12 protein-coding genes are annotated in these 25287 nt (G+C 67.2%); 6 read left to right on the top strand and 6 right to left on the bottom strand.

Annotated elements, in window-relative coordinates:
- Nucleotides 1-69 precede the first annotated feature (69 nt).
- The 3 genes from PQV96_RS16145 to PQV96_RS16135 are packed head-to-tail and all read right to left on the bottom strand — an operon-like array spanning nucleotide 70 to nucleotide 5121.
- On the bottom strand, nucleotides 70-2016 hold the full coding sequence (locus PQV96_RS16145; RefSeq protein WP_273623560.1) for an alkyl/aryl-sulfatase: 1947 nt from the start codon (nucleotides 2014-2016) through the stop codon (nucleotides 70-72).
- Between the two features lie 28 nt (nucleotides 2017-2044).
- Nucleotides 2045-3658: a GMC family oxidoreductase gene (locus tag PQV96_RS16140; protein ID WP_273623559.1), complete on the bottom strand. Its 1614-nt coding sequence runs from the start codon at nucleotides 3656-3658 to the stop codon at nucleotides 2045-2047.
- Entirely contained in the window at nucleotides 3655-5121 is a 1467-nt protein-coding gene (locus tag PQV96_RS16135; protein WP_273623558.1) for a coniferyl aldehyde dehydrogenase, read from the bottom strand. Before PQV96_RS16135 ends, PQV96_RS16140 begins: the two co-directional genes overlap by 4 nt.
- Before the next feature lie 172 nt (nucleotides 5122-5293).
- Between PQV96_RS16135 and PQV96_RS16130 the strand changes: the two genes are divergently transcribed.
- On the top strand, nucleotides 5294-6388 hold the full coding sequence (locus PQV96_RS16130) for an AraC family transcriptional regulator (RefSeq protein ID WP_273623557.1): 1095 nt from the start codon (nucleotides 5294-5296) through the stop codon (nucleotides 6386-6388).
- The gene (locus tag PQV96_RS16125; protein WP_273623556.1) at nucleotides 6388-7356 is read left to right on the top strand and encodes a Bug family tripartite tricarboxylate transporter substrate binding protein; all 969 of its coding nucleotides are present in this window, start codon (nucleotides 6388-6390) and stop codon (nucleotides 7354-7356) included. The genes PQV96_RS16130 and PQV96_RS16125 overlap by 1 nt, the downstream gene beginning before the upstream one ends.
- A 148-nt stretch (nucleotides 7357-7504) precedes the next feature.
- Here PQV96_RS16125 and PQV96_RS16120 read toward each other — a convergent pair whose 3' ends face one another.
- Nucleotides 7505-7990 (bottom strand): hypothetical protein, encoded by a 486-nt coding sequence (locus PQV96_RS16120; RefSeq protein ID WP_273623555.1) that lies wholly within the window; start codon nucleotides 7988-7990, stop codon nucleotides 7505-7507.
- A complete protein-coding gene (locus PQV96_RS16115) occupies nucleotides 7954-10080 on the bottom strand; it encodes a catalase (protein ID WP_273623553.1) in 2127 nt (708 codons plus the stop codon). The genes PQV96_RS16120 and PQV96_RS16115 overlap by 37 nt, the downstream gene beginning before the upstream one ends.
- A 288-nt stretch (nucleotides 10081-10368) precedes the next feature.
- Here PQV96_RS16115 and PQV96_RS16110 point away from each other — a divergent pair, with 288 nt between their 5' ends.
- Entirely contained in the window at nucleotides 10369-11787 is a 1419-nt protein-coding gene (locus tag PQV96_RS16110) for a rhomboid family intramembrane serine protease (RefSeq protein WP_273623552.1), read from the top strand.
- An 860-nt stretch (nucleotides 11788-12647) separates the two neighbouring features.
- Here PQV96_RS16110 and PQV96_RS16105 read toward each other — a convergent pair.
- Nucleotides 12648-13994, bottom strand: coding sequence for a tetratricopeptide repeat protein (locus PQV96_RS16105; RefSeq protein WP_273623551.1), 1347 nt, complete (start codon nucleotides 13992-13994; stop codon nucleotides 12648-12650).
- A 276-nt stretch (nucleotides 13995-14270) separates the two neighbouring features.
- On the opposite strand from PQV96_RS16105, the gene PQV96_RS16100 reads away from it, so the two are divergent.
- From PQV96_RS16100 to PQV96_RS16090, 3 genes are all read left to right on the top strand, one after another.
- Entirely contained in the window at nucleotides 14271-20264 is a 5994-nt protein-coding gene (locus PQV96_RS16100; protein ID WP_273623550.1) for an alpha-2-macroglobulin family protein, read from the top strand.
- Nucleotides 20265-20350: 86 nt separating this feature from the next.
- Entirely contained in the window at nucleotides 20351-22612 is a 2262-nt protein-coding gene (gene pbpC / locus PQV96_RS16095; RefSeq protein WP_273623548.1) for a penicillin-binding protein 1C, read from the top strand.
- 239 nt (nucleotides 22613-22851) lie between these two features.
- Entirely contained in the window at nucleotides 22852-25137 is a 2286-nt protein-coding gene (locus PQV96_RS16090) for a bifunctional diguanylate cyclase/phosphodiesterase (RefSeq protein ID WP_273623546.1), read from the top strand.
- Nucleotides 25138-25287 lie beyond the last annotated feature (150 nt).

The following is a 25287-nucleotide window of genomic DNA, read 5'->3' as shown; positions in this document are numbered from 1 at the left end:
CAGATGGAAAAATATCTGAAACCGAGGAACGGAAAGCGCTAGCAGCTATTTTTTATGTAGCGCACCCCGTCACGGCGTGACGATGTTGAACAAGGGGTTGAACTCCATCAGGTTCGTCAGCACGGCCCCCAGCGCCTTCGGGTTGCCTTCGACCTTGGCCTCGCCCGCCTCGATCAGCTTGGGCAGCGGCACCTTGGCGAGCAGCATCTTGAAGAAGGCCGCGCGCGTGAGCGACAGCGTGGCGTCCGGGTGGGAGAGCTGGCGGCCCTTGGTGTTGTTGAGCACCGCGTTCGACAGCTCCAGCGCGTAGGTTTCGTTGGCATCGGTGAAGTTGACCTGCGTCGCCAGCGTCAGGCCGTCCACCTTCTGGCGGTCCAGCCGCACGGCGAGAAAGTCGAAGATCATCTCCAGCGTCATGCCGCGCACCATGTCCGGCCCCTGGGTGCTCAGGCGCACGGGCTTGGTGCCCTGGCGCAGTTCCTGCGCGCCCGTCAGGTAGGCGTTGCGCCACACGCCCGATTCGGCCTGGTAGCCCATCTGCTCCAGCGTGGCGGCCTGCTGCATGCGGGCGGCCTCGTTGCCCGGCTCGGCCATCACGGCGTGGTTGCCCAGCACGGCGGCCCAGCGGTAGTCGCCCGCGTCGAAGGCGGTGCGCGCCTGCTTCAGCACGGCGTCGATGCCGCCCATGGCCTTCACGTAGCGCTGCGACGATTCCGCCACCGGCAGCGGGTCCAGCGTGGCGGGGTTGGCGTCGTAGTAGCCCAGGTAGAAGTTGTAGACGGCGCGCAGGTTGTGGCTGAGGGTGCCGTAGTAGCCGTGGGTGGAGAAGTCGTTCTTCAGCCCCTGCGGGAAGAAGGTGGCGTTGGCGATGTCGTCCATCTTGCGCCCCTGGTTGAGCAGGCCGACGGCTTGGTCGTGGATGAAGCGGTAGGCGTCGCGCTGGTGCGCCAGGTGCTGGCGGATGCGGTCCGCGCCCCACACCGGCCAGTGGTGGCTGCGGAAGGCCACCTGCGCCTGCGGGAAGGCGTCGATCATGCGGTTGATGTACTTGCTCCAGCCCAGCGCATCGCGCATCTGCGCGCCGCGGATGGTGTAGATGTTGTGCATGTTGGCCGTGACCACCTCGGACAGGCACAGCGCCTTCAGGTCGGGGAAGTAGAAGGCGAATTCCGCCGGGGCTTCCGAGCCGTTGGCCATCAGGAACTGGATGCGCACGCCGTCCACCACGCGCTCCTCGCCGGTCTGGCGCACGGTGTCGGTGGGCGGGATCAGGCCCATGGAGCCCACGGAGACGGTTTTGCCCAGGCCCGAGCCGACCGCGCCGCGCTCGCCAAAGGCCAGCGGGGTGCCGAACTGGTATTGGGCGCGCCGCGTCATGGCGTTGCCGGCCAGCACGTTCTCGGCCACGGCGTGCTCCATGAAGCCTTCGGGCGCGATGATGGACACCTTGCCTGCGCGCACGTCGGCTTCATCCACCACGCCGCGTACGCCGCCGAAGTGGTCCACGTGGCTGTGCGTGTAGATCACGGCCACCACGGGCTTGTGGCCCAGTTGCTGCATGGCGAAGGCCAGCGTGGCTTTCGCCGTCTCGGCGGTCAGCAGCGGGTCGATCACGATCCAGCCGGTCTTGCCCTGCACCAGTGTCATGTTGGCGAGGTCGTAGCCGCGAATCTGCCAGATGCCATCGGTCACCTTGAACAGGCCGGCCTGGTTGTTGAGCTGTTCCTGGCGCCACAGGCTGGGGTTGACGCTGTCGGGCGCGGCCCCCCGGATGAAGGCGAACTGCCCGCCGTCCCAGGCAATATTGCCCTGGGCGTCGCGGATCACCCCGCCGGGCAGCGTGGCTACCAGGCCGCGCGAGGCGTCCTCCAAGTCCTGCGGCTGGGCCAGATCGTAGGCGGCGGCGACGGCGCGGTTGGCCTGGGCGGTGGCGGGCGTGGTGGGCTGCGGTTCGTGGGCGTGGGCGAGCGGCAGCGCGCCCAGCGCGGCCAGAACGAGGGTGTGGCGGATTCTCATGGTGATGTCTCCTGGTTGGTGTGTGGTTTCAAAGCGGGGCGTGTGCGCGGATCAGGTCGGCGGCCTTCTCGGCGATCATGATCGCGGGGGCGTTGGTGTTGCCGCCGATCAGCGTGGGCATGATGGAAGCGTCGGCCACGCGCAGGCCGGCGATGCCGTGCACGCGCAGTTGCGCATCCACCACCGCCATCGGGTCGCTGGCGGGGCCCATGCGGCAGGTGCCCACGGGGTGGTACTGGGTGTCGGCGCGGCGGCGGATGTCTGCGGCCATGCCGGCGGGGTCGTCGAGGCGCGTGGGGTACAGCATCGGGCCGCGAATGCCGTCGAAGGGGCTGGATTCGATGATGCGCTGCTGCATTTGCGCGCCCCGCAGCAGCAGCGCCAGGTCGCGCTCGTCGCTGAGGAACTGCGGGTCGATGCGCGGTGCCTGGCGTGGGTCGGTGCCGTTCAGGCCCACGCTGCCCCGGCTGAAGGGGCGCAGCACCTCGACGTGGCAGGAGATGCCGTGGCCCGTGTGCAGCTTGCGCGCGTGGTCGTCCACGATGGCGAGCACGAACACCAGTTGCAGATCGGGCACCAGCACATCGGGCGCGGAGCGCACGAAGGCCCCCGCCGTGGCGAACGGCGTGGTGACCCTGCCCGAGCGCTGGCTGCGCCATTCCAGCGCCGCCGCCGCCATGCGGGCCGCGCCGCGCGCCGACACGCCGAAAGTCTCGGCGCTGCTGGGCACGCGCCAGGTCTGCACATAGTCGATGTGGTCTTGCAGGTTCTGCCCCACGCCCGGCAGCGCATGGGCCACGGCGATGCCGTGGCGTTGCAGTTCCTCCTGCGGGCCGATGCCCGACAGCAGCAACAACTGCGGCGAGCCGAACGCGCCGCTGCACAGTACCGTCTCGCGCCGCGCACGCACCTGCCGCAACTGGCCGCCCTGGTGGTAGGCCATGCCCGTGGCGCGCCGGCCGTCGAGCAGCACACGCGCCGCCACGGCCTGCGTGACCACCTTCAGGTTGGGCCGCGCCAGATGGGGTGTGAGAAAGGCCTTGGCGGCGCTGCAACGCTCGCCGTCGCGCTGCGTCACCTGGTAGAGGAAGGAGCCCTCCTGCTCCGCGCCGTTGTAGTCCGGGTTGGCGGTGAGGCCGTGCATCTGCGCAGCCTCCTGGAACATCTGGTTGACGGGGCTGTCGTGGCGCGGGTAGGTCACGTTCAGCGGGCCGCCCTGGCCGTGGAAGGCGTCGGTGAACTGCTCGTTGTGCTCGCTGCGCCTGAACAGCGGCAGCACCTCGTCGTACGACCAGCCGGGGTTGCCCAGCGCGGCCCAGTGGTCGTAGTCCCAGCGGTTGCCGCGCACGTAGAGCATGGCGTTGATGGAGCTGGAGCCGCCCAGCACCCTGCCGCGCGGCTGGTAGCCGCGCCGCCCGTTCAGGCCCGGCTGCGGCACGGTGTCGTACCCGTAGTTGTTGATCTTGGTGGGCAGCATCGCCACCACCGCCGCCGGGGCGTGGATCAGCACGCTCTTGTCGGGGCCGCCCGCTTCCAGCAGGCAGACGCTGGTGCCGGGGTCTTCGGACAGGCGCGCGGCCAGCGCGCAGCCCGCCGAGCCCGCGCCGGAGATGACGTAATCGAATTCTTCAAGGGCGTTCATGGGGTGTCTTTTCGAGAGGTTTGCAGCGCCGGGTCGCCCGCGCCCAGCCACAGCCGCAGCACCAGGCGCTGCACGGCGTTGCCGAAGGGCGGGTAGAACAGGCCGATGGGAAAGAAGCGGTGGCGCAGGAACACGGTGCGCGCGTGCGAAAGCTCGCGGAAGCCCTCCTCGCCGTGGTAGGTGCCCATGCCCGAGTTGCCCACGCCGCCGAAGGGCGCGTCGTGGTTCAGCACGTGCCAGCCCCAGTCGTTGACCGTGACGCCGCCCGAGTGCGTGTGCGCCAGCAGCCGCCGGCGCGCCGCCGCGTCGTGGCCGAAGGCGTACAGCGCCAGCGGGCGCGGGCCGCCCTGGATGATGGCGATGGCGTCGTCCAGCGTGTCGTAGGCCAGCACCGGCAGGATGGGGCCGAAGATTTCCTCCTGCGCGATGCGCATGCGCGGCGTCAAGCCGGTCACGATGTGCAGCGGCATCTGCCGGCCCGTGCCGCCCTCGGCGCAGGCGATGACCGTGGCGCCCTGGGCGCGCGCGTCGTCCAGCAGCGCGGCGATGCGCTGGCGGTGGCGCTCGTTGACCAGCGCGGTGTAGTCGGGGTGGCCCTGCACGCGGGGGCCGTACAGGCGGGCGAACGCGGCCTGTGCCTGTTGCGCGAAGGCCTCCACGCTGGCGCGGGGCACCAGCGCGTAGTCGGGCGCGACGCAGATCTGCCCGCAGTTGGCCGCCTTGCCGTGGACGATGCGCGTGGCCGCCTCGGCGACGTCGGCGCCGGGCAGCACCACGGCGGGCGACTTGCCGCCCAGCTCCAGCGTCACCGGCGTCAGGTGCTCGGCGGCGGTGCGCATCACGGTGCGGCCCACGGCGGGCGAGCCGGTGAACACGATGTGGTCGAAGGGCAGGGCGGTGAAGGCGCCCGGATCGAGCAGTTCCTCGCCCACCACCGCCACCTGGTCCTCGCTGAACGCCTCGGCCAGCAGGCGGCGCAGGCAGGCGTTGGTGGCGGGCGTGGCCTCGGGCATCTTCACCATCACCCGGTTGCCCGCGGCCAGCGCGGCGGCCAGCGGCCCCAGCGCCAGGTAGATGGGAAAGTTCCAGGGCACGATCACGCCGACCACGCCCTTGGGCTGGTAGGTCACGCGCAGGCGGTTGGTCAGGAACAGCAGTTCGGTCGAGCGCCTGCGCGGCTTCATCCAGCGCCCGAGGTGGCGCAGGGCGTGGTTGATCTCCAGCGTCGAGCCCAGGATGTCGAGCATCTTGGATTCGGCCGGTGCGCGGTAGCCGAAGTCCTGGCTCATGGCCTCGGCCAGCACGTCCTGGTGCCGCAGCAGTTCGCGCTTGAGGCGGCGCAGGTCGTCCCGGCGCTGGGCGGCGCTGGGGCAGGGCGCTTGAAGGAAGGCGCGCCGCTGGCGCTCGAACAGGGCGGCGTGGCGCGCTGGCGGGGCTGCCGTGGCCGCAAGGCGGTCGTTCATGCGTGTCTCCGGTGTGTTTTGGCCGCCAGTGTCGGCAGCGCACCGGCCCGGCGCGAGGGCCAAAGACGCCATGCCGGGGGGGCAAACGCGCCAAACACGCGCCTTTCGGGGTTTACCTGGGGGTGCGCGGCCAGGAGTACAATGCGCGTATCAAGATGCAACGAGGTTCACGATGACAGGGTTCGCCGCGCCTTCCCCGGCCATCCGGGCCAGCGGACTGGAGGGTGCCACCCACAGCATGCTCGGCCTGGGTGCCCTGGTCGATGAAATGGCCGGCCAGGGCATCGCCGCCGCCGAGCTGCTGCAAGGCACGGGCCTGGTGCCGCAGCAACTGGCCGACCCCAAGGCCCTGATGTCCACCACGCAGAAGGTCACGGTGCTGCGCAACGTGCAGCGCCTGTCCGCCGTGCCCGACGTGGGCCTGCGCGCCGGCTGCCGCCAGCGCCTGAGCGATTTCGGCGTCTGGGGCTACGCCCTGGCCAGCAGCGCCACCTTTGGCGATGCGGTGGTGCTGGGCATACGCCACATCAAGCTCGCCGGCCCGGTGCTGGAGAAGCGCTTTCGCGTCGAGGGCGACCGCGCCATCTTCGAGGGCTGCGACGTGCTGCAACTGGGCGACATCCTGCCGCTGTCCAGCGAGTTCTGGTTCAGCTCCATCCTGAAGCTCGGCCAGACCTTGCTGGGCAGTCCGGGGCCGCTGCCCGGCAGCCTGCTGCGGCTGCCCTACCCGCGCCCGGCCCATGCGGCGGCCTACGAGCGCGTGTTCGGCGGCGCCATCGAGTTCGACGCCGGGGCGATGGAGTGGCACTTCGACGCCGCCGCGCTGCGCCAGCCCTTGCCCAACGCCAACCCGATCACGGCGGGCCTGTGCGCGCAGTTCTGCGAGCGCATGGTGGAGAGCCTGCCCGAGGAGGAGGACAGCCTGGCGCGCCGCATCCGCGCGGCCTGCCTCAACAGCCGGGGGCAGTTTCCCAGCGCCGACGAGATGGCCCAGCGCCTGGGCCTGTCGCTGCGCACCTTGCAGCGGCGGCTGGCCGACGCGGGCAAAAGCTACCAAGCTATCATCGACGAGGTACGCGCCTCGCTGGCCCTGGAGTTCCTGGAGCACACCTCGCTGCCGGTGGCGGAAATCGCAGCCCGGACCGGGTTTTCCGAGGTGGCGAGCTTTCGCAAGGCGTTTCGCAAATGGACGGGCAACGCGCCCAGCCACTACCGGGAGCGCGCAGGCGATCCCCCGAGCCTTCCATCCCCTGTGCGGAGTCCATGATGTCCCTTCCCCGCCGCCACTGGCTGATCGGTTCCGCCGCCATCGCTGCCTCTCTGCCTGCCTTGTCCTGGGGGGCCAGCCCCATCCGCCTGCTCGTGGGCTTTCCGCCCGGCGGCGGCAGTGATGCCATTGCCCGCCTGCTGGCCGAAAAGCTCAAGGACGAACTGCACATGCCCGTGGTGGTGGAAAACCGCCCCGGCGCAGGCGGGCAGATTGCGGCGCAGGCCCTCAAGGCCGCACCGGCCGATGGGCACACGCTGTTCCTGTCGCACGACCACACCATCTCCATCCTGCCCCAGGTGGTGAAGAACCCTGGTTACGACCCGGTGCACGACTTCGTGTCGGTGGGCGGTTTTGCCACGTTCGTGAATGCGTTCGCCGTCTCGGGCGGCACCCCGGCCAGGTCGTTCACCGACTACGTGGCCTGGGTGAAGGCGCAGGGCAAGGGCAAAGGGGCGGTGGGCATTCCGGCCCCGGCCTCCACGCCCGAGTTCCTGGTCAAGCTGGTGGGCGAAAAGTACCAGATCGACCTGGTCTCTGCCCCCTACCGCGGCAGCGCGCCCATGATGGCTGACATGCTGGGCAACCAGATCGCGGCGGGTGTGGGATCGGTGCAGGACTTCATCGAGAACCACAAGGCAGGCAAGGTGCATGTGGTGGCCGTACTGGGCACCCGCCGCCAGGCCGCCATGCCCGATGTGCCCACGTTTGATGAGCTGGGCCTCAAGGGCTTTGAAGACCTGCCGTACTACGGCATCTACGCCCCCGCAGGCACGCCGCAGAAGTTCGTGGTGGACTTCTCCAACGCGCTGGCCAAGGTGGTCGCGCAGCCGGATGTACACAGCCAGCTCACCACCATGGGGCTCACCGTGGGGTACATGACCCCGCAGCAACTCACCAACCGCCAGAACGCCTACACCCAGGCCTGGTCGCGCATCATCAAGAACAGCGGTTTCGTTGCGCAGTAACCTGCACGGTGCGGGTGGGGCAGGCCAAGGCCTCCGCCTCAGGGTTTGAAGCAAAAATAGCTGCCAGCGCTTATGGATAAAGCGCTGGCAGCTATTTTATTGATAGCGATTGCCGCAGGCGTCTATCCGTCTGCTGGCTGCATGCTGGTCAGAGCATGCTTTCGCGCTGCTGCTCGGCGCGCGATGCGCCGATGGCGGTTTCCACGTTCTTGACCTCTTCGGGCGGCGGCAGCACCGCTGGCAGGCCCAGGGCCTCGATGGCCAGCTCGCGGCACCAGCCCTTGGTGTGGTACAGGTGGTGGTCTTCGTCTTTCTCCACCGCTTCGTGGGCCGCTTTCAGGGCCCGGCCCAGATCGCCCGTGGCCACTTCGGCCACCTTGCCCAGCAGCTCCCAGTTGGCGTGGTCGTTGGTTTCTGCGTGCACCACACATTCACAAGCCACCAGCTGGGCGGCGGCGGGGTCGCCCCCTTGCTTGGCCAGCTGCATGGCTTTGACCAGCGACTCGCCAATGTGTTTGACCACCCGGCGCGTGGGCGACTGGGTGTCGGGGTCCAGCCCCAGGGTGTCGCACAGGCTGCGCTCCACCTCCTGGTGGGTCAGGCAAGGGTGCGCACTTTGGGTTCGCGGGCCCATTGGCGGGTTTGTGCCGCGGCGATGAAGCCCTCGGCATCGGCGGGTGCCACGACGCCCGCATCGGGCTCGATGCCACCGGCCTGCAAGATGGCCTGCGTGCCCTTGCAGGCGGCAATGGCCTTGAGGTGGCCGAAGGCGTCGCGGAACCAGTCCACGGCTGCGGCTTCTTTGGCCAGTTGCTCGCCCATCTCGGGCGACAGGATGGACGCCACGGCGTCAAACACCACCGACGGCGTGCCCTGCAACTGGCCATCAGCGGGCAGCAGCGTGCCGTCTTTCAGCACCGCGCCGCCCACCTTGGGCGCAACGATCTTGACCGTGGCACCTGCTTTCTCCAGCGCCTTGCGCAGGTTGGCTACGGTGGTGCCGTTCGAGCCATCGGCCACCAGGATGCCGATGCAGCGGCCCTGCAGCGTGGGCTTCATGCGGTCGATGATGCGCAGCGCGGGCGACAGTGGCAGGTCTTGCACCGGCTCGGCAGCGGGTGGGGCTGGGGGCAGCGCCTGCAGGCCCAGGCCGGCTGCCACGCGCTGGACCAGTTCAGGATCCACATGCAGCAGCTGGCCCACCACCGCCTCGCGCACATGCGGTGTCTCCACCTTCGACAGCTCAAACACCAGCGCCGACGCCATGTGCGCCTGCTCCAGCGGGCTTTGGCTGCGGTAGAACATGCGCGCCTGGCTGTAGTGGTCGGCAAAGCTTTCGGGGCGGATGCGGCCCTTGCCCCGGCCACTGCCATCGTCGCCCTGCGCAAAGTGGCGGAAGCCCCGCGCCAGCGAAGCGCGCGGCGTGTCGCCCTGCAGGCTGCTGGGCTCGTAGTTCACGCGGCCTTTGGGCACCTGCATCTGCATGTGGCCATCGCGCTGCATGTGGTGGAACGGGCACTTGGGCGCGTTGATCGGGATCTGCGCAAAGTTCGGCCCGCCCAGGCGCGAGAGCTGCGTGTCCAGGTACGAAAACAGGCGGCCTTGCAGCAATGGGTCGTTGCTGAAGTCGATGCCCGGCGGCACGTTGGCGGGGCAGAAGGCCACCTGCTCGGTCTCGGCAAAGAAGTTGTCGGGCCAGCGGTTGAGCACCATGCGGCCGATGGGTTGCAGCGGCACCAGCTCCTCGGGGATAAGCTTGGTCGGGTCCAGGTGGTCGAAGGGGAAGCGCTCTGCGTCTTCCTCGGTGAAGAGCTGCACCGAAAGCTCCCACTCCGGGAAATCGCCCGCCTCAATCGCTTCAAACAGGTCGCGGCGGTGGAAGTCGTTGTCGGCCGCCTGCAGCTTCATCGCTTCGTCCCACACGGTGGACTGGATGCCCAGCTTGGGCCGCCAGTGGAACTTCACGAACGTGCTTTCGCCCGCCGCATTGATGAGGCGGAAGCTGTGCACGCCAAAGCCCTCCATGGTGCGCAGGCTGCGCGGCAGGGTGCGGTCGCTCATGGCCCACATCACCATGTGCATGGACTCGGGCATCAGCGAAACAAAGTCCCAGAAGGTGTCGTGCGCGCTGGCGGCCTGGGGGAAGGCGCGGTCCGGTTCCATCTTCACGGCGTGCACCAGGTCCGGGAACTTCATCGCGTCCTGGATGAAGAACACCGGAATGTTGTTGCCCACCAGGTCCCAGTTGCCCTCGGGCGTATAGAACTTCACAGCAAAGCCGCGCACGTCGCGCGGCGTGTCCACCGAGCCTGCACCGCCCGCCACGGTGGAAAACCGGGTGAACACAGGCGTCTGCACGCCTACTTCGGTCAGCACCTGGGCTGTGGTGTATTTCTTGAGCGAGTGCGTCAGCTCGAAAAAGCCATGCGCACCCGAGCCACGCGCGTGCACGATGCGCTCGGGAATGCGTTCGTGGTCAAAGTGCGTGATCTTCTCGCGCAGGATGAAATCTTCCAACAGCGCGGGCCCGCGTGGCGAGGCGCGCAGAGAGTTCTGGTTGTCTGCCACCGCAATGCCCTGCTGCGTGGTCAGCACCGGATGTTTGCCACCGGCTTGCTGTTGCAGCTCACCGGCGTTGCCGCGAAAGGTTTCAGACTGGGTGGAAGAGGGCAGTGCAGACGGCGACTTTGGTGCCGCGCCGCGCGAAGTGGGGGTTCGTGCCATGGGCGCTCCTGAAGGTTGGGTATCAGAAAAAAGAACAGCCCCCATCGTTGGATCCCAGCGCTTTGCCACGCGTAGGACACAGCCCCATGTGCGCGTCGTCGTGCTCAGGCAATGGCCGGTGGGCGCCGCAACGCACGCCGGCTGGTGTTTGCTACGCTTGGCGCCCACTGCGTTGATTGCGGCGGGCCCTTGCGGCTGGCGCCATCGACATTTCTGCCCTTGCTCTGCTGACCCATGTTCTACGCCATCCCCCTCGAAAGCCGGCCCACCTAGCGCAACCCGCCGTGGATGACCGTGCTGCTGATCTTGGTGAACATGCTCGTGTTCTGGGGCCCGCAGCGCACCGAGGAAAACGCGCGCGACCGCGCCGCCGCCTTCTACATCGCCAGCCCCTTGCCCGCCATTGAGGTACCGCGCTTTCTGGCGTGGCTGGAGGAAACGGGCGACAAGCGTTTGCCCCAGGCGCGCGCGCTGCAAAAGGCGGGCAACCAGCGTGCGCTGCTGGCCTGGATGGAGCATGAAGACGACTTTCAGCAGCTGCTGCGCAGCCCCCGCTTCGTGCCCGCAGAAGACCCCCAGCACGCGGACTGGACTGCAGCCCGCGCGCAGTACCAATCCCGCCTGCCCGCCCCCTTCACCCGCCACTGGGCCATCGACTACGGCAAGGACGCTGAATTTCGCCCCATCACCTGGCTCACGGCCACCTTCCTGCACGGCAGCACCGGGCACTTGCTGGGCAACATGCTGTTTCTCTTCCTGTTCGGCTTCTCGGTCGAGCTGGCATTGGGGCGCACCACCTACCTCGCGTTCTACCTGCTGGGCGGCCTGGGGGGCTCGGCCCTGTCGGCCTGGGCGTATAGCGGCACTGGCAGCTATGGCCTGGGCGCTTCGGGGGCCGTGTCTGCGCTGATGGGTATGTATGCCGTGCTGTACCGGCTGCGGCGCGTGCGGTTTTTCTACCAGCTGTTTTTCTATTTCAACTACGTCACGGCGCCGGCCTTGCTCCTGCTGCCTGCGTGGATTGCCAACGAGCTGTTGCAGCACTGGCTCAGCGGCCGAGGTGTGGCCTACATGGCGCACCTGGGTGGCTTGCTCGCAGGGGCTTCGCTGATGGCCCTGGTGATGCTGGTGCGCCGCCGCCCCCTGGAAGGGCCTACGGCGCAGGTTGCCGTGCCCGACGATGGTTTTGACGCCCATGTGGCCAACGCCCAGCGCCTGGCCCAGGCCATGAAGTTTGAGCAGGCGCTGCCCCAGTGGCGCGCCGCCGCCAAGCTGCGCCCGCAGGATCAACAGGTGCTCAGCGCCTGGTTCAAGACCGCATCGCTGTGGCCCGACAGCGAAGACTTTCACCGCGCCGCGCGCCGCATCTTCCGGCTGCGCGCCCATGACGAGCAGACGTTGCAGTTTCAGCACGCCAGCTACCGCACCTACTTCGACAAAGCCAAGCCCGGCGCGCGTTTGCAGCCGGACGACATGGCTCGCCTGTCCCGGCGCTTTGCGCGGGCGCAGCAGTGGGGCGATGCGGAAAAGCTGTTCAACGCCTTGCACAGGGCGGCGCCTGCGCACCCGGAGCTGGGGGAGACACTGGGCATGTTGGTGGCTGCACTGTGCTATGCGGGGCGGCGGGAGCAGGCGGCTGTGTTCCGGCCGCAGTTGCAGCAGTTGGCGCCGGGGAGTGCGGCGTTGCAGGTGTTGGGTGGGGTTTAGGTTTTGATTGAATTGGGCTCTGGCGCTTGTGGGGTGAGCGCTGGTAGCTATTGAATTGATAGTGGGCTGGTTCGTCGTCGGCCGTTTGGGGCTTGGTGGGCCGATGGGGCCGTATGCCTTTGCTGAGGGCGGGAGCCGGGTGTTCGCCCCGGCGGGCGAGGCACTTTTCTTTGCTTCGCCAAAGAAAAGTACCCAAAAGAAAGGCGACCCCCAGTCTGCGACCCCTGCGCTGCGCTACGGGGCAAACCTGCGGCGGTGCGGTTGCGGGGTGCGCCGTGGAACTCGCTTTGCTGCTGCGCAGCGCCGCTCGGACAGCCACGGCGAGTCAGATCACGAAGCATGGGCGCACGGGCGCCCATGCCACCCCGCAACCACCCCGCCGCAGGCGCAGCCAGCAGGGGGTGAACACCCCAACAGCCATTCGGGTCGTCGCTGCGCTCGACCCAGCATGCGCTGTGCCCTGCGCAAGGCGCTTGCGCCCACAACAAAGGGCCGAGCGAAGCAATGGCCCGAATGGCTGTTTGGCTGCCCATCCCCTCTGTATGCGCCGAGGAGCGCAGCGGCCAGCGGATCAGGGCTCGCGATTGTCTGAGCGAAGCGAGTTCGAGCGAGACCCCGCTGGACGCGAGCACCGCAGGTTGCCCCGTAGCGAAGCGCAGGGGACGCAGACAGTGGGGTCGCCCTTTCTTTGGTGACTTTCTTTCGGCGAAGCGAAAGAAAGTTACTGCGCCGCCGGGCGCACATCCCGGCTCCCGCCCTTGGCAAAGGCATGCAGCCAAAAGACTAGCGACGAATCAGATCACTATCAATTCAATAGCTACCAGCGCTTACCCCATAAGCGCTAGAACCCAATTCAACCCTCAACCCCCCACCGCCCCCTGCGGCACATGGTTCCGCAGCAACCACCGCGTCTCCCGTGCCGCCTCGGTGTCCGGGTGGCGCGATTCCAGCGTGGCCAGCACACGCAGCGCCATGTCTGCGCGGTTCAGACCCTGCAGCAGCACACGGGCCACCAGCTCATAAGCGGCGGGCACAGCGTCGTGGCCCTTGAAGCGGCGGTCAAAACCTTGCAGCAGGGCCAGGGCGTCTTTCGCGTCGCCCGTGTTCCACGCGGCCTTGGCCAGGGCCAGGGTGGTGGGGGCGTCTTGCAGCGCAAACTGCGCGTCTTTGGCGCGGCAGGTCTGGAAGGCCTTGAGGGCTTCGCCGCTCTGGCCCGAACGCAGCAGCAGCGGGATGTAGCGCTGCGCATGGTCCAGCAACGTGGCGGTCTTGCCCTCGGCCAGTGCCAGCACGCGGTGGTAGCGGCGTTGCGCAGCCACTTCGTCGCCGCGCATGCGCTGCTCTTCATAGGCCAGGGCCACAGCGGCGGTCATGTCGCCAGCGGTGACCAGCTGGGCCACCTGGGCGTCGATGGCGTCTTGCTCGATCTGGCGTGGCGTGCGGCGGTCCACGGGGGCCTTGTCATCGTCCAGGCCTGCACCGGGCAGCAGGTCAATGCCGAAGGCTTCGTGGTTCTGGTACATGGCGTAGCCCAGCAGGCTGGCCATGACCCAGCTGAAATAGATGAGCACCCAGTTGACGATGGGCAGCAGAATCCAGCCCTTGAAGAGCGGCTGCAGCAGGCCCAGCGCGATGAAGGTGCCCTGGCTCAGCAGGAACAGGAAGACGCACAGCAGCAGGTACGGCCAGCCAATGGTGCGCACGGCGTTCCAGGCGTTGGCGGGGTTCAGGGTTTCGACAAAGCTGCAGGTCTGCACCAGCACGATCTGCGTGGCGGGCAGCAAAAAGCACATGACCAGCCAGGCCAGGGTGCCCAGGGTGGGGCTCACGCTCTGAAGCCAGCCCACCACCATGGATTGCGCAATGACGATGGCGAACAGCTTCCAGGGCAGGTTCTTCCAGTCGGGGTCCAGCTCGGCGGGGTAGTCATCGGCGTTGTAGATGCCGCGCGAGCCCAGGGCGGTGATCTTGAAGCCGTAGCGCGATGCAGCCAGCAAGATGCCGATCTCCACAATCAGGATGCCCAAGGCATCCGGCAGGAAGAAGATCGCCTTGAACAGCATGCTGGACAGCGCCAGGATCAGGCTGTACATCAGCGGCTTGGACTGCAGCGGGAAGGTGAAGAAGGTGTTGAGCCGGTGCCAGAACGGTGCGGGCTGTTTGGCGGGCTGGGCAGTCTGGTCGAAGCCCGTGGGTCGTGTGGCCATGGTGTTGCTCCCGCCTCCCTGCGCGGGGTGCGCTGCCCGGGCGTTTTTCGCTTGGATGGGAGGCAGCGCCAATAGATTGCGCGGGAGTATAGGTGGGGCACACAGGCGCTTGGCGGCTGCACTTTCTCACACATTCCCGGTCTGGACAGGCGGCGCGCGGTAGCGCCTGAGCGGGTGCATCGGCTACGCTCAGAGCCTGCTTACGATCTCGCAGGGGACCCCTGGGAGACCGTAAACAGGCTCTCATACCCCTTGCAGGCAAGAGTGACAAACACAATGAAAACACTTTGGAGGAATGCCCGGGCCACCACGGCGCTGGTGGGCGGGTTGCTGTTGGCCGCACAGGCGCAGGCGTTGCAGATCGTCAGCTTCAGCCCGCAGGGCGAGGTGGCGCGGGTGCGCCAGGCGGTGGCCAAGTTCGATGCGGCGGCCGTGACCTTTGGCGACCCCAAGGCCCCGGCGCCGCTGGCCATCAGTTGCAACGATGCGGCAGCCTCCAAGGGCACGGGCCGCTGGACCAGCGAGCGCGAATGGGTGTTTGACTTCGAGGCCGACCTGCCCCCGGGCATGCGCTGCACGGCCACCGTCAAGCCTGAGTTCAAATCAGCCTCTGGCGCTTTGTTGACGGGCGCAAAAAGCTATCAATTCAATAGCGGCGGACCCTTTGTGCAAGGCGTGCGGCCCAACACCTACCAGCAACTCGACGAAGAGCAGTTCTTTGTGTTGCAGCTCAACGGGCCCGCCACTACCGAGAGCGTGCAGGCCAACGTGTGGTGCGCGCTGGAAGGCGTGGGCGAGCGCGTGCCGGTGCGCATGATTGAAGGTGCCCAGCGCACCGACCTGCTCAAGGCCCTGGGCCTGGAAAAGCGGGCCGCGAAAGAGCCACTGCAGTTCCCCAGCTTTGCCTGCAACCGCCGGCTTACCTCCGGCTCGCAACTGCAGCTGGTGTTTGGCAAGGGCGTGGCTACGCCCAGCGGGGTGGCCAACAGCGTGGAAAAGCGCTTCACCTACCGGGTGCGCGAAGCGTTTGCGGCCGAGTTCAGCTGCGAGCGTGAAAACGCCCAGGCGGCCTGTATGCCGCTGCGCCCGCTGTCGCTGTCGTTCAACGCCCCGGTGCCGCGCAAGCTGGCCATGGCCATCCGGCTCAAGTCGGCCAACGAGACCTTCAAGCCCAGGGTGGATGGCGGCGAGGACGGCGGCGATGCCGATTCCGTGATCAACGGCGTGCAGTTCGACGCGCCCCTGCCCGAGCAGACCAGCTTTACGCTGGAGCTGCCCAAGGATTTCAAAGACGCCTCGGGCCGCACCCTGCGCAATGCCGCGAGCTTTCCGCTGAAGGTGGCTACGGCGGGCCTGCCGCCGCTGGCAAAATTTGCTGCTGCGCCGTTTGGCGTGGTGGAACGATTTGCCGAAGGGCCGGACGGCCCCGCGCTGCTGCCGGTGACGCTGCGCAATGTGGAAGCGGGCCTCAAGGTGCAGGGCCTGCAGACGGGCGCAGCGCCAGCGCCCACGGGCAAGGTGAGCACGCTCAAGCCATCGACCGATGCCGACATCATTGCCTGGTTCCGCAAGGTGGCGCGCTACGACGACTACCACGTACCGCGCCGCGTGGCCGCACGCGACGTGAGGGGCCCGCTGCCCAAGGTGATCGACGACGAGCGCGACCATGTGCAGACGCGCATGCTCTCGCTGCTGGCGGGGCAGGGCGGTGTCAAGACGCTGGACTTGCCCCAGGTCACCGGCAAGGAACTGCGCCCGTTCGAGGTGGTGGGCATTCCGCTGCCGCCGGGCTTTCATGTGGTGGAAATCGCATCGCAAAAGCTGGGTGCCTCGTTGCTGGATGGGCGCCATGGCGAGGGCCGCACCATGTACGTGCGCACCTCGGCGCTGGTGACCAACCTGGGCGTGCACTTCAAGCTGGGGCGTGAAAACGCGGCGGTGTGGGTGACCTCACTGGACAAGGGCAAACCGGTGGCTGGCGCCAAAGTGCGCGTGTCGGACTGCCGAGGGCGCGAACTGGCGCAGGCCATCACCAACGAGCAGGGCGTGGCCATGATCGAGGGGCTGTCGCCCGATGCGCCGTCTTGCCACAGCAACGATGACTACGGCCAGGGTTCGTCGGCCTATTTCGTCAGCGCTCGTCATGCGCAGGGCGGGGTGGAAGACATGGCCTTCACCTGGAGTGACTGGCAGCGGGGCATTGAGCCCTGGCGCTTCAATGTGCCCACCAGCAGCGAGGTTCAGCCCGATGCACGGGCGCACACCGTGTTCGACCGCACCCTGCTGCGCGCGGGCGAGACGGTCTCGATGAAGCACTACTACCGCCTGGAAAACCGCAAGGGTTTTGACGCCCCCGCCGCAGGCCCGGGCACCTTGCTCATCACCCATGTGGGCAGCGGCCAGCAGTTTGAACAGCCGGTGCAGTGGCGCACAACCCCCACGGGCGGGCTGAGCGCCGTGAACAGCTTTGCCATTCCGCCCGCTGCCAAGCTGGGGGAATACAGCGTGGAGCTGCAAGGCGCTGGCGCAGAGCGTGGCACCATCACCACCGGCCAGTTCCGCGTGGAAGAGTTTCGTCTGCCGGTGCTGGAAGGGCGCATTGCCCCGGCCGACAGCAAGCCCCTGGTGCGCGTGCGCTCGGTGCCTGCCGATGTGCAGGTCAATTACGTGGCGGGCGGTGGCGCGGCGAACTTGCCAGTGCGCGTGTCGGCCCTGGTGCGCAGCAAGGTCCTGCAGTTTGCCGACTACGACATGTTCAGCTTCACGCCGCCCCGCCACAAGGGCGCCATCAGTGCGCAAAGTGACGATGAAGAAGCCAGCGCTGGCCAGGACGCGCGCGTGGTGGCCGACAAGCTGCCCCTGACGCTGGACCGCAACGGCACCGGCAAGGTCACCATCGACAACCTGCCCCAGGCCCGCCGCGCGCGTGAGCTGCTGCTGGAAGCCACCTACGCCGACCCCAACGGCGAAGTGCAAACCCTGCGCAGCACCCACACGCTATGGCCAGCGGGCGTGGTGGCGGGCATCAAGACCGAGGGCTGGGCATCGGCCAGCCAGAAGATCCGCTTCCAGGCCCTGGCGCTGCAGCACAATGGCCAGGCCGCACCGGGCACGGCGCTGCAGGTGCAGGCCATTGCGCGCATCACCACCACCACGCGCAAGCGCATGGTGGGCGGCTTTTACAGCTACGACAACCAGACATCCAGCAAAGACCTGGGCACGGTGTGCACCGGCAAGAGCGACAGCCGGGGTCTGCTCCTGTGCGACGCCAAGCTGGACGAGGCCGGTGAGGTGGAACTGGTGGTGACCGCCACCGACCGCGACGGCAACACCAGCGAGGCTGCTTCGTCCGTGTGGGTGACCCGCCAGGGCGAACTGTGGTTTGGCGGCGAAGACCACGACCGCATCGACCTGCTGCCCGAGAAGAAGAGCTACCAGGTGGGCGAGACCGCCAAGTTCCAGGTGCGCATGCCGTTTCGCTTTGCCACTGCGCTGGTGGCGGTGGAGCGTGAGGGCATCATCGAAACCCATGTGCTGCAGCTCAACGGGCAAGACCCCACGGTGAGCCTGAAGGTGCAGTCCGACTGGGGCCCGAACGTCTACGTGAGCGTGCTGGCCCTGCGTGGTCGGCTGCGTGAGGTGCCTTGGTACAGCTTCTTCACCTGGGGCTTCAAGGCACCGGGCGAGTGGTGGAACGCCTTCTGGTACGAGGGCAAGGAATACCAGGCCCCGTCAGCACTGGTGGATTTGTCCAAACCCGCATTCCGCCTGGGCTTGGCTGAAATTCGCGTGGGCAAAGAGGCCCACCAGATCAATGTGAAGGTGGCGGCCGACAAGGAAAGCTACCCGGTGCGTGGCAAGGCCCAGGTCACCATCACCGCCACGCTGCCCGGCGGCAAGCCCGCGGCCAATGCGGAAGTGGCCGTGGCCGCCGTGGACCAGGCCCTGCTGGAGCTGATGCCCAACGCCAGCTGGAACCTGCTCGAAGCCATGCTGCAGCGCCGCAGCTGGGGCGTGCAGACTTCCACCGCGCAGATGGAAATCATCGGCCGGCGCCACTACGGCAAGAAGGCGGTGCCAGCAGGTGGGGGCGGCGGCCGTGCGCAAACGCGCGAGCTGCTCGACACGCTGCTGCTGTGGAACCCCACTGTGCAGCTTGACGCCAACGGCCAGGCCAAGGTCACCGTGCCGCTGAACGACGCACTCACTACCTTCAAGATCGTGGCGGTGGCCGATGCGTCTGCCGGGTTGTTTGGCACGGGCAGCACCAGCATTCGCGCCACACAAGACCTGCAGATCATCAGCGGCCTGCCGCCGCTGGTGCGGGAGGGCGACCAATTCCGTGCACAGATCACGCTGCGCAACACCACCAAGGCGCCCATGAAGGTGGAGGTGGCACCGCGTGCCACGCTGCTGGAACTCAAGCCCCAGCAGGTGGACATCCCCGCTGGTGAAGCGCGTGAGGTGGCGTGGGACGTGACGGCGCCCGCGCAACTCGCGCAGACCCGTTCCGAAGCGATCCTGTGGGAAATCCAGGCGCGCGACACCGCTTCGGGCGCTACCGATGCGCTCAAGGCCCGCCAGCGCATCGTGCCCGCGGTGCCGCTCACGGTGCAGCAGGCCACGCTGGTGCAGGTGGATGGCAAGTTCGCCATCGACGCCGCGCCGCCTGCAGACGCCATCCCCGGCCGGGGCGGGCTGAAGATGTCGCTGCAGCCCAAGCTGGCCGAAGGTCTGCCTGGCGTGCGCGACTGGTGGGCGGCCTACCCGTTCAGCTGCCTGGAGCAGCAGACCAGCAAGGCCGTGGGCCTGCGCGACGGCAAGCTGTGGCAAACCGTGGTGGCCAACCTGCCCACGTATCTGGACAGCGACGGTCTGGCCAGCTACTTCCCGCCGCGCAGCGGAGATGCCAACACGGGCAGCGACACCCTCACGGCCTACCTGCTGGCTGCCACGCACGAGGCTGCTGCCATCAACCCCGCTTTTGCGCTGCCCGATGAGGCCCGTGCGCCGATGGAGCGCGCCCTGATCGCGTTTGTGGAAGGCCGCATCCAGCGCAGCCACTGGAGCCCGCGCAAGGATCTGGACATGCGCAAGCTCGCCGCCATCGAGGCCCTGTCGCGCTATGGCAAAGCCCAGGGCCGCATGCTCAGCAGCATCACCATTGCGCCCAACCAGTGGCCCACGCACTCGGTGATTGACTGGGTGAATGTTTTGAAGCGCGTGGCAGACGTGCCCGAGCGCGACAAACGCCTGGCTGAAGCCATGCAAATCCTGCGCGCGCGCCTGTCGTTCCAGGGCACCAAGCTCATCTTCAGCACCGAGCAGGACGACTACTGGTGGTGGCTGATGCAAAACGGCGATGTGAACACCGCACGCCTGATGCTGGCGGTGATGGACGACCCCACCTGGAAGGACGACATGGGCCGCCTGGCGAATGGCTTCATCAGCCGCCAGCAGGCCGGTGCGTGGCACACCACCACCGCCAACCTGTGGGGCGGCCTGGCGCTCGAAAAATTCAGCGCCAAGTTTGAAGCCAGCCCCGTGGCGGGTGCCACCAAGGCGGCCATGGGCAGCAACAGCGCCAGCGTGGACTGGAGCAAAGTCGAGCGCATCAAGGCCACCGACGCCAGCGGCGCCGCCCACCAGACCACCTGGTTTGGCGCGCCCGCAGCACCGGGCAACCTGAAGAACAACAGCATGTTCCTGCCCTGGGGCAAGGCTGGCGGCAAAGAGGCGCTGGAGGTGACCCACCAGGGCACCGGCAAGCCCTGGCTGACCCTGCAGTCGGTGGCGGCGGTGGAGTTGAAGGCGCCGTTCGCAGCGGGCTACTCCATCAAGAAGACGGTGACCCCGGTCGAGCAGGCCAACAAGTCGCTGCCCGCAGGCCAGTACACCCGTGGCGATGTGCTGCGCGTGAAGCTGGAAGTGAATGCCAGCGCCGACATGACCTGGGTGGCCATCACCGACCCCATCCCGGGCGGCGCCACTATCCTGGGCAGCGGCCTGGGCCGCGACTCGGAAATCGCCACGCAGGGCGAAAAGCAAAGCGGCAGCGGCTGGGCGGCGTTTGAAGAGCGCAGCTTTGAGTCCTTCCGCAGCTACTACCAATACCTGCCCAAGGGCACCGTGACCATGGAATACACCGTGCGCCTGAACAACGTGGGTGACTTCGCCTTGCCGCCCAGCCGCGTGGAGGCCATGTACGCGCCCGAGATGTTTGGCGAAGCGCCGAATGCAAGGGTGAAGGTGGGAGCGGCTGCGCGTTGAGGGCATTGAACGCCTTGCTTCACGCCCCACCGCCACGCAGCGCCTGGCGGCAATGCGCTGTGGTGCTGCTTGCCGGTACAACGGCCATGGCTGCCCACGCCCTGCCCAGCTACGAGGAGGTGCGCGCTGACTTTCGCCCGTCTGACACGCTCATCCTCTCGCGTGAAGGGGAGGTGGTGCAGCGCCTGCGCACCGACGCCACGGTGCGCCGCGGCCAGTGGGTGCCGCTGGCCGATGTGTCGCCTGCGCTGCGCATGGCGCTCGTGCTGAGTGAGGACAAGCGCTTTTACGAGCACAGCGGGGTGGACTGGCGTGCGGCCTCTGCCGCCGCCTGGGGCAACCTCTGGAACCAGCGCACGCGGGGGGCCAGCACCATCACCATGCAACTGGCGGGGCTGCTGGATGGCGACTGGAGGCAGGGGCCAGGGGGGCGATCCGTGGTGCAAAAAATTGGGCAGACGGTGGCCGCACAGGTGCTGGACCGGCGCTGGCGCAAGGATCAGATTCTGGAGGCCTACCTGAACCTGGTGCCGTTTCGCGGAGAGGTGGTGGGCATTGATGCGCTGAGCCGCACTTTGTTTGGCAAGGCAGCCCATGGCCTGCAAGACCGCGAGGCAGCCGTGGCCGCCGCCCTGGTGCGTGCCCCCAACGCCAGGCCGGCCCTGGTGGCGCAGCGTGCCTGCGGCGTGTTGCGGGCCATGCAGCCGCCAGCGACTGCGGTGGATTGCGATGCGCTGGAGCTGTTCACCACCGCTGCATTGCAACGGCGTGCGTTTGATGCGACCGAAGGCGCAGCGCCGCACTTTGCGCGCTATGCGTTGCGCCAGCAGGCAGAGGCGGCGGCATCGTCCCCAGCAGCCCCATCTGCCGCCAGCACTGGCACCCCGCAGCTGCGCACCACCTTGCGCGCACCCTTGCAGCGCTTTGCCACCCAAACCCTGCAGCAGCACCTGCGCGAATTGCGCGGGCGGAATGTGGAAGACGGCGCCGTGCTGGTGCTGGACAACGCCACGGGGGCTGTGCTGGCCTGGGTAGGTTCTTCAGGAGCGCTGAGCCAGGCCAGCGAGGTCGATGGCGTGCTGGCCGCGCGCCAGCCAGGCTCCACGCTCAAGCCGTTTCTGTACGCGCAGGCGATTGCCGAGCAGCGGCTCACGGCGGCGTCGCTGGTGGATGACTCGTCGGCCCAGATCGCCACGTCCAGCGGCCTGTACATCCCGCAGAACTACGACCGCCAGTTCAAGGGCTGGGTGTCGGTGCGTACGGCGCTGGCCGCGTCGCTCAATGTACCGGCCGTGCGCACGCTGGTGATGGTGACGCCGGATGCCTTTCACCGCCAGTTGGGTGCGCTGGGCCTGCCGTTGCGCGAAAACGGTGATTACTTTGGCTACAGCCTGGCCCTGGGCAGTGCCGAGGTGCCCTTGCTGCACCTGACCAATGCCTTTCGTTCGCTGGCCAACGGCGGGCGCTTCAGCCCTTTGGTGGTGTTGCCGACGCGAGCGCGCCCGGCGTTCACCCCGGCGCTGGATGCGCGCGCTGCCTTCATCGTGGGCGACATCCTTTCAGACGGCAACGCCCGCGCCCGCACCTTCGGCACCGACAGCGTGCTGGCCACCCGCTTCTGGTCGGCCGTGAAAACCGGCACCAGCAAGGACATGCGCGACAACTGGGCGGTGGGCTGGTCCGAACGCTACACCGTGGGCGTGTGGGTGGGCAATGCCAGCGGCGCTGCGATGCACGATGTGAGCGGCACCAGCGGGGCCGCGCCCGTGTGGGCTACCGTGATGGGCTTTCTACATGCGCGCGAGCCCAGCCGCCCGCCGCGCCCGCCGCAGGGGCTGGTGCAGTGGCCTGTGCGGTTTGGGCCTGCGGGGGGCGATGGCGACAGCGCCACGGCCTCACTCCCGCTGGAGGCTGCGCGCACCGAGTGGTTTGTGCCAGGCACGCAGCAGTCTGTGTTTGCTATCAATAACGTAGCTGATGGCGCTTTATCAGTAAGCGCTGGAGGCCAAAAACGTTCAAAATCCGCAGAACCCCAGCCTGACCTGGGGCCTGCGCGCATCCTGATGCCGGTTCACGGCACGGTCATCGCGCTGGATCCGGACATTCCGCCCCAGTCCCAGCGCTTGCGGCTGCAGGCCGCCGACCTTGCAGCCCCCCGCCTGGCATGGCGCATGGACGGCAAGCCGCTGGGCCGGGGGGCTGTGCTGGAATGGCTGCCCTGGCCGGGCCGACACACGCTGGAGTTGGTGGACGCCCAGGGGCTGGTGCTGGACACGGTGCGTTTTGAAGTGCGCGGCGCCGGGGTGGCGCCGGGGGCCGTCCCCGGCACCGCCTCGAAGCCCCAATGAGGCAGGTGACCCGTCGGTTATTTCCCCTGATGCCGTTGTGGCGATCACTACAATGGTGTGCAACTCTATGTATACGTTGTTCTTACATGCCTATCCCCCCGCGCATTTCACGCCACGGCGGCGCTGAAATCCACCGCGACGGCCCCTTAGCAGCCGCTTCACGGCCCAGTCAGGGGCCTGACCGTCGTTCTGCAGGCAGTGCGCGGGCCCGAGGAGCCGGCTTCGATCAATAGCCACGCATGTCTGCCGTCCGTTCCCTTCTGTCTCAGCGGTTTCTCTGGATGGCCTTGCTGCTGTCCCTCGGGATCGGCGCATTGTCAGTGCGTGCTCTGTGGACGTTGCGCAACGACGAATGGACCTACGCTCTCAAAGCCAACACCAACCTGGTGGGCACGCTGGCGCATTCGCTGGAGTGGACGCTGGACTCGGTGGACCAGTCTCTGATCACGGTGGTGGAGGGGATTGAGAGCGCGGGCGAGTTGTCCCCTTCAGCCCGTATGCGCGATCGCCTGCGGGAAGTCGTTCGCTTTGAAAGCGTGGTGCGCCTGCATGCGTTGGGCAATGTGGTGGTGATCAATGCCCAGGGCGATGTGATTCTGGATTCTGGCTCGCAGGAGCCTCGCAAGGCCAACGTTGCCGACCGGGAATATTTCCTGGCGTTCAAGGAGCGGGGGCATGAGGGCCTGTTTGTGGGCCGGCCGGTGCCCTCCCGCATTACCGGGGTCATGTCGCTGCCCCTGGCGCGCGGCTTTCGCACTTCCCAGGGCGAGTTTGGCGGCATTGTGCTGGGCGCGGTGCGGCTGAGCTACTTCAATGAACTGTTCGCCTCAGTGGATCTGGGTGAGAACAGCGGCGTCAATCTGTTTCGTAACGATGGTGTCATCGTTTCGCGCTTTCCCTATGGTGACGCGGACGTGGGCAAGAGCATTGCGGGCACGCCCAACATGATCCGCTTTCAGCAGGAGAAAGAAGGCAGCTTTGTGGGGCGTGCGGCGCTGGATGGGGTGGAGCGCTCGTATTCCTTCAAGCACGTGGGGCGCTTTCCGCTGATCCTGAACTTGGCCCAGGCCAAGGCCACCATTTTCAAGAAGTGGAACCGCTCGGCTTGGGGGCTGGGGCTGTTCACTTTCGCGCTCATGCTGGCGTCCATGGCGCTGGCAGTGCTCTTCACACGCGAGCTGCAGCGCCGCCAGGCGGTGAGTGCGCAACTGCAGCGCGCCGAGCGCGACATGAGCAATATCTTGCACAGCATCCCTTCGCTGGTCGGCTCATGGGATGTGAACCTCTACAACCGATTTGGCAACCAGGCCCACGAGACCTGGTTTGGCGTACCGCTCGAAAAGCTGCACGGAATGCACATGCGCGATCTGCTGGGGCCCGAGCGCTTCCAGCAAACCGAGCTGCTGCTGGCCAACGCTCTGGAGGGCGAGGCGCAGGTGTTTGAAACCCGGCTCACGGATGCCCAGGGCATACGGCGGCACATCATCGTGTCGTACACCCCCGAGCGCGATGGCGACAAGGTGCTGGGCCTGTTCATCCAGGCCACCGACATCAGCGAGCGCAAGCGCATGGAAGACCTGCTCTTTGAAGAAAAAGAGCTGATGCGCCTGACCCTGCAGTCCATTGGCGATGCCGTGGTGTGTTGTGATGCAGATGGGCAGGTTACCTACCTGAACCCGGTGGCCCAGCGGCTCACCGGCTGGCAAGGGTTTGACGCCGCCGGCTGCGATGTGGATGAAGTCATTCGGCTGGTTCCGTCGGAGGTGGGCGCTGATCTCAAGAGCCCGCTGCGCGCTGCCATGCGGGACGACCGTGCCTTGCCGCCCACGCGCGGCGCGGTCTCCCATCGCACCACCCACCAGCGGTTTGATGTGGAACTTTCAGCCAGCCCGATTGCCGATCGCCATGGCCATGTGACGGGCGCAGTGGCCGTGCTGCGCGATGTGACCCAGGCTGTGGCCATGCAGGCGCGTATGGCGCGGCTGGCCCATTACGACGTGCTGACCGACTTACCCAACCGCGTGTTGCTGCAAGACCGCGCTCAGCAAGCCATTGCCCAGGCCCAGCGCGAAGGCAAGTGCGTGGCGGTGATTTACCTCGACCTCGATGGTTTCAAACAGGTCAACGACGCCATGGGCCACGATGTGGGCGACCAGCTGTTGGTGCAGTGGTCACGTCGCCTGCAGGCCGTGGTGAGGCAGACCGACACCGTCTGCCGCCAGGGCGGTGATGAATTCGTTTTGCTGCTGCCAGCCATTGGCGGCGCTCAGCAGGCAGGCGTGGTGGCGCGCAAACTCATGCAGCAGTGCGTGGAGCCATTCGTGCTGCAGGGCGTGACCCTGTCGCTGGGGCTCAGCGGGGGCATCAGCCTGTACCCACAGCATGGCCAGAATCTGGACGAACTCACGCGCCATGCCGACGCTGCGATGTATGCCGCCAAGCAGGCCGGGCGCAACCAGATCCGCCAGTATCAAGGCCCCGCAACGCCGCCCAGTCTGGTGGTGCAGAAGGACGAACTGGCCTGAGGCCCTGAACGGGTGCGCGCAGCGCATGACGTTCCTTTCGCACCCGGTTGGCGGCGAGGATGGCTGGCCATGCGCTTCGCCCGCAATGGGCCGAGCAGCGTGCCACGGCACGGAATGGAAATTTGTTGCAAGCCCGCGCAAATAATTTTG

It is taken from the genome of Acidovorax temperans (genome assembly GCF_028596105.1).
Taxonomy (GTDB): domain Bacteria; phylum Pseudomonadota; class Gammaproteobacteria; order Burkholderiales; family Burkholderiaceae_C; genus Acidovorax; species Acidovorax temperans.
This window is presented reverse-complemented; position numbering and strand designations above follow the sequence as displayed.

Excerpts from the sequence above, each read along its gene's own strand:
- PQV96_RS16145 (WP_273623560.1), bottom strand. The coding sequence starts at position 2,016 with ATGAGAATCCGCCACACCCTCGTTCTGGCCGCGCTGGGCGCGCTGCCG.
- PQV96_RS16140 (WP_273623559.1), bottom strand. The coding sequence starts at position 3,658 with ATGAACGCCCTTGAAGAATTCGATTACGTCATCTCCGGCGCGGGCTCG.
- PQV96_RS16135 (WP_273623558.1), bottom strand. The coding sequence starts at position 5,121 with ATGAACGACCGCCTTGCGGCCACGGCAGCCCCGCCAGCGCGCCACGCC.
- PQV96_RS16130 (WP_273623557.1), top strand. The coding sequence starts at position 5,294 with ATGACAGGGTTCGCCGCGCCTTCCCCGGCCATCCGGGCCAGCGGACTG.
- PQV96_RS16125 (WP_273623556.1), top strand. The coding sequence starts at position 6,388 with ATGTCCCTTCCCCGCCGCCACTGGCTGATCGGTTCCGCCGCCATCGCT.
- PQV96_RS16120 (WP_273623555.1), bottom strand. The coding sequence starts at position 7,990 with ATGGGCCCGCGAACCCAAAGTGCGCACCCTTGCCTGACCCACCAGGAG.
- PQV96_RS16115 (WP_273623553.1), bottom strand. The coding sequence starts at position 10,080 with ATGGCACGAACCCCCACTTCGCGCGGCGCGGCACCAAAGTCGCCGTCT.
- PQV96_RS16110 (WP_273623552.1), top strand. The coding sequence starts at position 10,369 with ATGACCGTGCTGCTGATCTTGGTGAACATGCTCGTGTTCTGGGGCCCG.
- PQV96_RS16105 (WP_273623551.1), bottom strand. The coding sequence starts at position 13,994 with ATGGCCACACGACCCACGGGCTTCGACCAGACTGCCCAGCCCGCCAAA.
- PQV96_RS16100 (WP_273623550.1), top strand. The coding sequence starts at position 14,271 with ATGAAAACACTTTGGAGGAATGCCCGGGCCACCACGGCGCTGGTGGGC.
- pbpC (WP_273623548.1), top strand. The coding sequence starts at position 20,351 with ATGGCTGCCCACGCCCTGCCCAGCTACGAGGAGGTGCGCGCTGACTTT.
- PQV96_RS16090 (WP_273623546.1), top strand. The coding sequence starts at position 22,852 with ATGTCTGCCGTCCGTTCCCTTCTGTCTCAGCGGTTTCTCTGGATGGCC.